Raw genomic sequence first — 10051 nt, forward strand, 5'->3', positions numbered from 1 at the left:
TTCGGAGTTCGGAGTTCGGGGTTCGGAGTTCGGGGTTCGGGGTTCGGCGCTCGGTCACACGGCGGGCACGGCGGGTTGGGCGGGCGCAACGTAAGAGTTCACACGGCGAACACGGCGGACCACGGCGACCACGGCGGGAAGAGGAGGAGGAGGCGTTAGGCGTTACCAGACCAGCTACCCGTTACTGAGTCCGCGGCACTTTTCTGGCCATCATCGTGCCGCCGCCCGTAACCGCGACCAGGGCGATCGCCCAACGCAGGCCGAAAAGGGCGGTTGCGCCTGGACCTAACGTTGCAAACAGCGAAAAGACCAGGAACAACCAGCCCAACGCGCCGAAAAAGGTCACCACCAGGAAGCGGCGGCTCGGGTAGGCCACCAGGCCGGAAACCACCAGCAGGGCGGTCCGAATCCCGAGCACGAACCGGCTGAGAACCAGCGCAAGGGCCCCGTGCAAATGGAACCAGCGGGTCGCTTGACCCGTTTTATCCAGGGGGAGCAGCCGCCGCGCCCACCTGGACTCAAGCAGCGGGCGCCCGCCCAATCTGCACACGATGTAAACGCCAAAATCGCTGACCCACATCCCGAGCGCACAGGCGATAAAGGTTTCCCAATACGGGAAAACTCGCTGGCAGCCCATCAAAGCGGCGCTCACCACGGCTGAATCCTCATTCACGAACGGGAGGAAAAACAGCCCGACGAGCAGGAAATGATTAGCCGCTGGAGTGGTCATGCACGATGCGAGATTTTTCGGAAACTGCTTCCGGCGTAACGGAGTATCTGGCCCGGAAACCGCCCCGGCGCAACTCGCGATGGGGTCACATTTCGGAGTTGGTCAGGCTTGTCAGCACGTGGTCTTCCCAGACGCCGTTGATTTGCAGGTAATCGCGGGCGTAACCTTCCACCACAAAATCAAGCCGGCGCAATAACCCGCCGCTACGCCGGTTGAACGGCATGTAGTTGGCCATGATGCGGTGCAAGCGGAGCTCGACGAACACGTACGAAATCGAGGCTTGCAACGCCTCGCGCATGTAGCCCCGGCCTTCATGCGCCTTGTCAATGCTGTATCCCAGGTAGCAGGCGTGAAAAGCGCCCCGGACAAAATTGCTGAACCCGATCGCGCCGATCACTCTGGGCGGGTTGGTTTTGGAAAACACGAAAAGGTTGAGGGACCGGTCCGCCTGGAAGCTCTCCAGAAAATACGAGATCCGCGCCGCCCACGCGTTCTCCTGGTAAAAATTGGCGCTGCGCAACGGTTCGAGCGGCTCGAGGTGCTGACGATTGCGCAGGTAATAATCCAGGACCAGCGGCGCTTCGCCGGCTTCCGCCAACCGGACGATGGTGCGCGGCGTCTCGATGCGTGGCAAGAGTCGGTTCATCGGGTGGAGATGCTTCTCTGCAATCGCAGTGCCGGCGAGGGCTCAACCTGCAACGATCGGCTCGGTTACTTTACTCCTTGCCGGTTCGATTTTACCCGCGAGTTGGACGTTTCAACGCTTCTCAAAAGACTTTTCTCAAACCTGAGCTGGCGTTTTGCGGTTAATTTTTTAGAACGTTGACGTGGGCAAGGCAACGATGCAGGCGGCCACGACGCAGAGGTCCGTTGAACACCGGACCATTCAGGTTTTGAGTGAAATTTTTGCGGGTTGCCCCCTCGAGAGGGTAGCCGTGCGGCTTTGGGATGGAACGCCGTGGCCTGATGGACGGCCCCGTCCTGCGACGATCGTGCTTAAAGACCCTGATGCGCTCCGCCGGATGTTCCTGCCCGGCTCGGAAATCGGTCTGGCTGAAGCCTACCTGTATGATGATTTTGACCTCGAAGGGGACATCGAGGCGGCGTTCGACATCGGCGATTTTCTGCTGACCCGGGTCCGGGACTGGCGGACGAAGCTCAAGCTGGCGGCGGCGCTGCTGGCTTTGCCCGGGGAAAGCTCGGGGCTGCGGGCGGCCGCAGGGCGGTTCCTGCCCGATTTGCGCGGCAAACGTCATTCGCGCGAGCGGGACCGGCGGTCGGTCACATTTCACTACAATGTGTCGAATGATTTTTACCGGCTCTGGCTGGACTCCCGGATGGTCTATTCCTGCGCGTATTTTAAATCGCCGGATGACAGTCTCGATGCGGCGCAGGAACGCAAGCTCGACTACATCTGCCGCAAGCTGCGCCTGCGCCCCGGCCAGCGGTTACTCGACATCGGTTGCGGCTGGGGCGGGCTGGTCATGTACGCTGCCCAACGCTATGGGGTAAGCGCACTCGGCGTCAGCTTGAGCGAACCGCAGGTTGAGTGGGCCCGCGCGCGCATCGCCGAGGCCGGCCTGAAAGATCGGGTCGCGGTGGAACTGCGCGACTATCGCGAGATCGCCCCGGATTGCGATGGCCCGTGCGACGCCGTGGTAAGCGTCGGGATGGCTGAGCACGTCGGACGCGAGCGGCTGAAGGACTACTTCAAAATCGCCTTCGATACCCTTAAACCCGGCGGCGTGTTCCTGAATCACGCCATCGGCGAGGGTGTGGCGGCATTGCCCGTCGACCCCAATGATTCGTTCGTCTATCGTATTGTTTTTCCCGACGGCGACATCCCGCCGCTGCCCGCTGTCCTCGGGGCCGCCGAGCCGGCGGGGTTCGAAATCCGCGATGTTGAAAATCTGCGTGAGCATTATGCGCTCACCCTGCGCCATTGGGTGCGACGGTTGGAAGCGCATTACACCGAAGCGCGATTCTGCGTGGACGAACCCACCTACCGCACCTGGCGGCTCTACATGGCCGGGTCAGCCCACAACTTCGCGCGCGGTCAAATTGCCGTTTACCAGACGCTGTTGGCGAAAGTCGACCAGGCGGGCAACGCGCGCCTGCCTCTGACGCGCGACGATTGGTATCACACGGCATAGAAGTTCGGGGTTCGGCGGTCGGAGTTCGGAGTTCGGAGGCGCTGTACAACCGGGTCCACCTTTTCCGTGGAACACGGCGAGAAGATTAAATCATCCGCAGAACACGCAGAAGAACGCAGAAAAGCTGAAACATCCACAGATTACACAGATTGACACAGATTAAGGTCACACGGCGGAAAGCCATGCCGCCCGGCGCCTTTTCATTTGTGGCATTTTTCCGCTTGTGGCATTCTCTTTCGCTCCGAACCCCGAACGCCGAACCCCGAACTCTTTCCTCTTCCCGCCGTGGTCGCCGTGGCTCGCCGTGTTCGCCGTGTGACCTCAGTCGTTGTGCCCGCTCTCTTCCGTCGTGCCCGCCGTGTGACCTGTTCTAGGCTGGGCCCGCTCGAGCAGCAGTGTCACGCCCTCTTCCGAGCGCAATGTTCCGAATGCCAGGCCGGGTCTCTCCGTCAGACGGGCGGCGCAGAAAAGGTCCGCCACCGGCTGGTTCCCGCTTCGGATCAAGGCGGACGCTTCCAAAGCGAGCGCCAACTGTTCCACCAACCTGCGGGCGCCGAACTCCGCACCCGCGATCTCCTTTGCCGAAAGAAGGGACGCGATAAAATGATCAAAAATGGAGTTTGCCCCCGTCGTTGACGCAAGCTCCTGCCGGAGTGCGGCGATGGTCTCCGGATCCTTTTGCATCGCCTTTAAGACGTCGAGGCATTGGACGTTACCGGCGCCTTCCCAGAGAGAATTCAGGGGAGCATCCCGGTAGAGGCGCGGAAGCGGCGATTCTTCGATGTACCCGTTTCCGCCGAGGCATTCCAACGCTTCGGCGACGATTACGGGCGTCCGTTTAGTGACCCAGTACTTGGCGATGGCCGTCGCGATGCGGGCAAACTTTTGCTCGCGTGGATCTTCCTTCGAACGATCGAACGCACGCGCGAGGCGAATCGCCAGGGTGGTCGCCGCTTCGGATTCCAGGCATAAGTCAGCCAGCACATTTCGCATGAGCGGCTGATCGATCAACCGGCGGCCGAACGCCGACCGGTGAGCCGCATGATGCGTGGCTTCGGCGACGGCCTTGCGCACCGCTGCCGCCGATCCGAGCGCGCAATCCAGGCGCGTGTGGCGCACCATCTCCATGATCGTTGCGACCCCGCGGCCTTCTTCACCGACCAATCGTGCCGACGCGCGCCGGAACTCCACTTCGCCGGAGGCATTCGAGCGGTTACCCAGTTTGTCCTTCAAACGGAGAAGATGAAACGCGTTCCTGGTTCCGTCCGAACGCCACCGGGGCATCAGAAAACAGGAAAGCCCGCCCACCGTTTGTGCTAGGATAAAGAAGGCGTCACACATCGGCGCGGAGCAAAACCATTTGTGCCCGGTGAGGATGTACTCCCGGCCGGGACCGCCGCCATCGACGGATTCCGCCCACGTCGTGTTCGCCCGGACGTCGCTGCCGCCCTGCCGCTCCGTCATGCCCATTCCGAAGAGGACACCGCCTTTTTCGGACGCCGGGATGGCTCGAGGGTCGTAAACGGACGACAGGGCCCGGGGTTCCCATTCCGCCACGAGCTCCGGCTGCAGGCGGAGCGACGGGATGGCCGCAAACGTCATCGTCAGGGGACAACTGGAGCCTTCGTCGACCTGGTGCCGGAGCATCAGCAAGACGGCCCGTGCGACCTGAGCTCCCGGACGGCTTTCCACCCAGGGTAACGAATGACACCGCGCCTCGATCCCGATACGCATCAACTCATGGTAGGCCGGGTGGTAGACGACCTCGTCGATACGGTAACCGAATCGATCATGGGTTCTCAGTTCCGGTGCAAACCGATTTGCCTGGACGCCCAGGTTGATCGTTTCCGGCCGGCCTAAAAACGCTCCGAACCTGGATGCGTCCGCGTTGATCCAGCCGGCGCCTTCGCGTTGAACCGCCTCCTTCAAGGCGGAGTCGCTCTCGAAGAGGTTGTAATCTTCCAACGGCGGCGGCTGGTTGAAAACGGCATCGGGAGGGTAAAGGGCGCCCATGGAGTGAACGAGTCAAACTACCATAACGCCGCCCCTGTGTCGTGGTAATCCGCGCGCCGGGGAGGGGCAGCCTGCGCCTCACTCCTGGTTATGGAAGTAAGGACGCAGGCGCGGGTACAACTCGCGAAAATCGTGGTAGGCGCGGTCGTACACCGCGACCCGGTCCGGGTCGGGCGTGGTCTCCTCGTTGAAGGTTGGAGCCAGGGCCTTGATCGAAGCCATGCCCTCCAAAATCCCGGCGCCGATCCCGGCCAGCAGACCGGCGCCGACGCCGGCGCGTTCGGCGGCAAACGGGTCGTGCGACCGGTACAACGGGCGGTTCAACACGTCGGCGAGCATCTGGCGCCAGACCGGGCTGCCGAGCCCATTGCCGGAAGCAATGAAACGTTCCGGCCGCGCCCCGACCTCCTCCATGACTTCGACGATGTGGCGCACGCTGAAAGCGATGCCCTCCAGTACCGCCCGAGTCAGGTGACCGAGGTCATGCCGGAGGGTCAGGCCGATGAATCCGCCCCTGGCTTTCGCATCCATCAACGGAGACCGTTCCCCGACGAGGTAAGGCAGGAAGCGCAGGCCTTCGCTCCCGGGGGGAACGGCTTCGGCCAACCGGTCCAGGGTGGCGTAGTCCAGGTTGCCGGTTCGTTGTTTGAACCAGCGAAGGGCCATTCCAGCCGATAACATGGCCCCCAGAAGGTACCAGCGGTCCGGAGGCGCGTGGCAGAAGGTGTGGAGGCGAAGTTCCGGATCGACCGCCGGCTCGGTCAACGGCATAAAGACCTGTCCGCCGGTCCCCAAAGTCACGGAGCCCAGCGGCGGATCGAGCAGGCCGTTGCCAAGGGCTTGCGCCGGCTGATCGGCGGAGCCGGTCACCACGGGAATTCCCGGGCGCAAGTTGAGGAGAGCCGCCGCATCGGCTCGCAACTCGCCGCAAACCGTCGCCGAGGTCCGAACTGCCGGCAACAAGGCGGGATCGAGTTTTAATCGCTCCAGAATTGATTGCGGCCAACGCCGGTTGGCGACATCAAACAGCCCGGTGGCGGAAGCGTCGGTTTCATCGGTTTCAATGGTGCCCGTCAGCCGGTAACGCACGTAATCCTTCGGCAGGACAACGGTTTGCGCCCGCGCCAGGCTCTCGGGTTCATGCTCCTGCAACCAGACCAGGGTTGCAATCTGAAACCCGGCTGCCGGCGCCGTGCCGCAGGTCCGTCCCAGTTCAGCCGGCCCGACTAACTGCTCGACCCGGTTAAGGACGGAAGCGCTGCGCTGATCGGCCCAGATGATCGCAGGCCGGACCGGCCGGCCGCTGCGGTCAAGCAAGACGGCGCCATGCATCTGCCCGCAAAAACCGACCGCGGCCACGTCCGCTTCGCCCGCTTGCGTCAAGGCCTGCCGGGTGGCTTCGATGGCGGCTTGCCACCAGCCCTCCGGGTTCTGCTCGGCCGCCCCGGGTTGGGGAGTGTCGATCTGGTATTCGGCGTGTCCCAGGCCGGCCACCTTTCCCTGAGTATTCAGCACAACGGCTTTTAAACTGGAGGTTCCAAGGTCGAGTCCGAGCAGGTGTGGCATAGAGTAAATTTGAAGTTCAGGCAGGATTCGCCGCAGTACAACCCGTTCGGCCTGAGATGGTAGCCGGCGGCTTACAGAAATTTTCCCGGGTTAAGAATCCCGTGCGGGTCCAGCGCCTGCTTGATGACGCGATGAAGGGCCAGATTTTCGGGTGAAACCGCCTGGGGCCACCACCGTTTTTTGGCGAGGCCGATCCCGTGTTCGCCCGTAATGGCGCCGTCCCACGCAATCACCTGCCGGAAGAGCTCGTCGAGCGCCTGTTCCGTCCTGGCCTGCTCGCCCGGGCTATCCGGGTTCGCCACCATGATGTTGACGTGGATGTTGCCGTCACCCGCATGGCCAAAGCACGCCACCGGAAAACCGTACCGATCCTGGAGTTGCCCGGCAAATCGCACCAGATCCACCAGGCGGCCGCGGGGCACCGCAATATCCTCGTTGAGCTTCTTCAAGCCGGTGGCTTTGAGGGATTCCGAGAAACCGCGCCGCAGATCCCATAACTTTTCACACGGCCCTTCCCCTTGCGCCGAGTCAACGGTCCAGGCTCCGAGAGCTTTGACCAGGTTCGCCAGGGTGCTGAGTTCCGAGCACACCGAGGCCTCCTGGCCATCCAGGTCAATTAACAAGTGTGCCTCGCCCGCGGGCACGATCTGCTGTCCCAAATGCCCCCGCGCCGCTTCCAAGGTAAAACGATCGGCAATTTCGAGCGCCGACGGCAAAAAGCCGGCCGCCAGAATGCCTTGTACCGCCGCGGCCGCCGCCTCGATGTCAGGGAAACTCGCCGAAAGCGAACCACGCGCCGGCGGAAGAGGCAGCAGCCGCAGCGTCGCCTCCGTGACCACCCCCAGCATGCCTTCCGAACCGACAAAGAGCCCGACCAGGTCGAACCCCGTCTTATTTTTCATCGTGCGTCCGCCCAGCCGCACGATTTCACCCGTGGCCAGGACCACTTCCAACCCGAGGACGTAATGGCGGGTCACGCCGTATTTCAGGCAACGCGGGCCGCCGGCGTTCGTGGCAATGTTTCCGCCGATGGAACTGTTCTTGAGACTTGCCGGATCAGGCGGGTAGAAAAGGTTGCGCGCCCGGGCTTCCCGCTGCAATTCACCGGTCACCACCCCCGGCTCAACGATCGCCACCCCGTCCGGCACGTTGATTTCCTTGATCCGGTCGAGCTGCGCTAACGCTATCACGATCCCGCCGCGGCTCGGGACGCATCCGCCGACGTAGCCGTACCCGGCGCCCCGGGCGGTTACGGGGATCTGAGTTTCGTTCGCAAAGCGCAACGCAGCAGCCACATCAGCCGTTTCTTTTGGAAAGACCACGGCGTCGGGCAGGTTGCTGGCGAACCATTTATCCCGGCTGTACGCGGCCAGAATTTCGGGCGCGGTAACTACCCGGCCGGCAGGCAACCGGTCCTGCAAACGTTCCACAAAATCGAGCATGGAAGAAAATGCCACAGAGTGTCGGGTGCCGGGTGTCGGGTGTCGGGTGTCGGGTGCCGGTCACACGGCGGCCACAGCGGGGCGGCGGGCACAACGTAAGAGTTCACACGGCGAACACGGCGGGAAGATTAAATCATCCGCAGAACACGCAGAAGGACGCAGAAAAGAGAAAACATCCACAGATCACACAGATTGACACAGATTAAGGGGACCTGGCGGCAACTCAAAGGTTGACACTCGCACCCACCCCCCATGATGCCGCTCCGAACCCTTTCCCCTCCTCCCTCTTCCCGCCGTGGTCGCCGTGGCCCGCCGTGTTCGCCGTGTGAACTCTTACGTTGTGCCCGCCAAACCCGCTGTGCCCGCCGTGTGACCGAACTCCGAACTCCGAACTCCGCACCCGTTACCCGTTACCCGTTACCCGTTACCCGCCATTCTTCATTTGTGGCATTTCTCCATGTCCACAACTCTACCGGGATGTGTACTTTTCGTTTTGAACAAAACTGCGACTTGTGCAAGGGTCGCTTTCTCCGTTATGGCTACGACCGAATACGCGCATCCAGAGGCGCTGGTGAGTACGGCGTGGGTTGCCGAGCACCTGCATGATCCCAACGTCCGCATTATTGAGAGCAATGAAGACGTGTTGCTTTACGATACCGGACATATCCCCGGGGCGGTTCACGTGGATTGGCACAAGGACCTGAACGATCCCGTCATCCGCGATTACCTTACCCCGGAACACTTTGCGGCACTCGCAAGCCGAATTGGTATTACGCCGGATACCACCGTCGTGTTCTACGGCGATAAATCCAATTGGTGGGCGTGCTACGCCCTGTGGGTGTTCACCTTGTTCGGCCACAGGGACCTGCGCATCATGAACGGTGGCCGCGACAAATGGACGGCCGAAGGCCGCGAATTAACCAAAGAAAAGCCGAACTATCCGGCAACGGATTATCCGGTCCCGGCCAAGCGGAACGACGAGGAGATCCGCGCCTTTTTTGGCGACACGCTGCAGTGGAGCAAGGAACGCAAGCCGCTGGTTGACGTGCGTTCGCCGGGCGAGTTCAAAGGAGAGATCACCCACATGCCGGAGTATCCGCAAGAGGGGGTTTTGCGCGGCGGCCATGTGCCCGGGGCCAAATCGGTGCCGTGGAAGACGGCGACGAATGCCGACAGCACGTTCAAGCCCGTCGACGAGTTGCGGAAAATCTACGAAGAGAACCTGGGGTTCAAACCGGATGACGAGACGATCGTGTATTGCCGCATCGGTGAGCGCTCGAGCCACACCTGGTTTGTGCTGACCAAGCTGCTGGGGTTCAATAAGGTCCGGAACTACGATGGTTCCTGGACGGAATGGGGCAACGCCGTTCGTGCTCCGATTGAAAAACCGTAAAGGTAAAGGGGGCAACAACAGGCCGGCGGCTCCTTGGCCGGTTGAGAGGGCAACGGCACTGACCGGCCGTTGCCCGGGATCCGGCCTGCGCACCCGATGCGTCGTTCAAAATGAATTGCGGGAAACTGGATGAGCTAGGATCTGTAGGGATGGTGGAAAGCGAATCTCACTACCCTGGTGGCCTGCAAACCATCATCAACCTTTTCCAATCTTTGCCCGACGAGGAGAGGCGCGAAACGCTCATTTCTTACGCGGAACAGGCGCCGAAGTGGGCGCCGAAGCCGGGAGAAACCTTCGACCTCGAAGACGTGCGCAAAGACGAAGAGTGTACCGATACGGTTGGCGTGTTCCTTAAGGTAAGCCCGGATAAGCGGGTGGTTTTCCGCGTCTCGCTCGGACCGCAGGTCCAGACGCTCACGCGTGCGATGACGTCGATCCTGTGCCGTGGCCTGGACAAGGCATTCTTACAAGAGGTGATCGAGGTGCCGGGTGATTTCGTCCCTAAAATCATCGGCGCGGACCTGGTCCGGGCCCGCAGTCACACGGTGTATTATGTGCTGACGCGCATGAAGGGAATCGCGCGTGTTTACCTGACTCGGGCACGTGCCGCTGCCTCTTAGCTCAGAGGTCGGAGGGGTTGGGTGTTGGGTTCGGAGCCGCTAGCTGAGTCCAGCAGCGTTGCTAATGCCGCGTGGCTCCTTTCTAAAAGCCTCCACCCACCATTGGAACGTTTGGTGGGAGTAGATCAAGGTCC

The 10051-nt window shown here is 61.8% G+C and carries 8 protein-coding genes; 3 read left to right on the top strand and 5 right to left on the bottom strand.

Annotation, left to right across the window (positions count from 1 at the left end):
* Positions 1-181 precede the first annotated feature (181 nt).
* Positions 182-730, bottom strand: a complete 549-nt coding sequence (locus tag JO015_10180) for a DedA family protein (protein ID MBV9999468.1) — start codon at positions 728-730, stop codon at positions 182-184.
* An 85-nt stretch (positions 731-815) separates the two neighbouring features.
* Positions 816-1376 (bottom strand): ribosomal protein S5-alanine N-acetyltransferase, encoded by a 561-nt coding sequence (rimJ, locus tag JO015_10185; protein ID MBV9999469.1) that lies wholly within the window; start codon positions 1374-1376, stop codon positions 816-818.
* Positions 1377-1572: 196 nt separating this feature from the next.
* Here rimJ and JO015_10190 point away from each other — a divergent pair, with 196 nt between their 5' ends.
* On the top strand, positions 1573-2883 hold the full coding sequence (locus JO015_10190; protein MBV9999470.1) for a class I SAM-dependent methyltransferase: 1311 nt from the start codon (positions 1573-1575) through the stop codon (positions 2881-2883).
* Positions 2884-3204: 321 nt separating this feature from the next.
* On the opposite strand, the gene JO015_10195 is transcribed toward JO015_10190, so the two are convergent.
* From JO015_10195 to JO015_10205, 3 genes are all read right to left on the bottom strand, one after another.
* Positions 3205-4896 carry an isovaleryl-CoA dehydrogenase gene (locus JO015_10195; GenBank protein MBV9999471.1) on the bottom strand — a complete coding sequence of 564 codons (1692 nt, stop codon included), beginning with the start codon at positions 4894-4896 and terminating at the stop codon, positions 3205-3207.
* 78 nt (positions 4897-4974) lie between these two features.
* Positions 4975-6462 (bottom strand): xylulokinase, encoded by a 1488-nt coding sequence (gene xylB / locus JO015_10200; protein ID MBV9999472.1) that lies wholly within the window; start codon positions 6460-6462, stop codon positions 4975-4977.
* A gap of 71 nt (positions 6463-6533) precedes the next feature.
* Positions 6534-7904 carry an FAD-binding protein gene (locus JO015_10205; GenBank protein ID MBV9999473.1) on the bottom strand — a complete coding sequence of 457 codons (1371 nt, stop codon included), beginning with the start codon at positions 7902-7904 and terminating at the stop codon, positions 6534-6536.
* Between the two features lie 535 nt (positions 7905-8439).
* Here JO015_10205 and JO015_10210 point away from each other — a divergent pair.
* Both JO015_10210 and JO015_10215 read left to right on the top strand, forming a co-directional pair.
* Positions 8440-9297, top strand: a complete 858-nt coding sequence (locus tag JO015_10210; GenBank protein ID MBV9999474.1) for a sulfurtransferase — start codon at positions 8440-8442, stop codon at positions 9295-9297.
* 149 nt (positions 9298-9446) lie between these two features.
* Positions 9447-9917: a SufE family protein gene (locus JO015_10215; GenBank protein ID MBV9999475.1), complete on the top strand. Its 471-nt coding sequence runs from the start codon at positions 9447-9449 to the stop codon at positions 9915-9917.
* Positions 9918-10051 lie beyond the last annotated feature (134 nt).

The sequence above is a fragment of the Verrucomicrobiota bacterium genome, assembly GCA_019247695.1.
Lineage (GTDB): Bacteria > Verrucomicrobiota > Verrucomicrobiia > Chthoniobacterales > JAFAMB01 > JAFBAP01.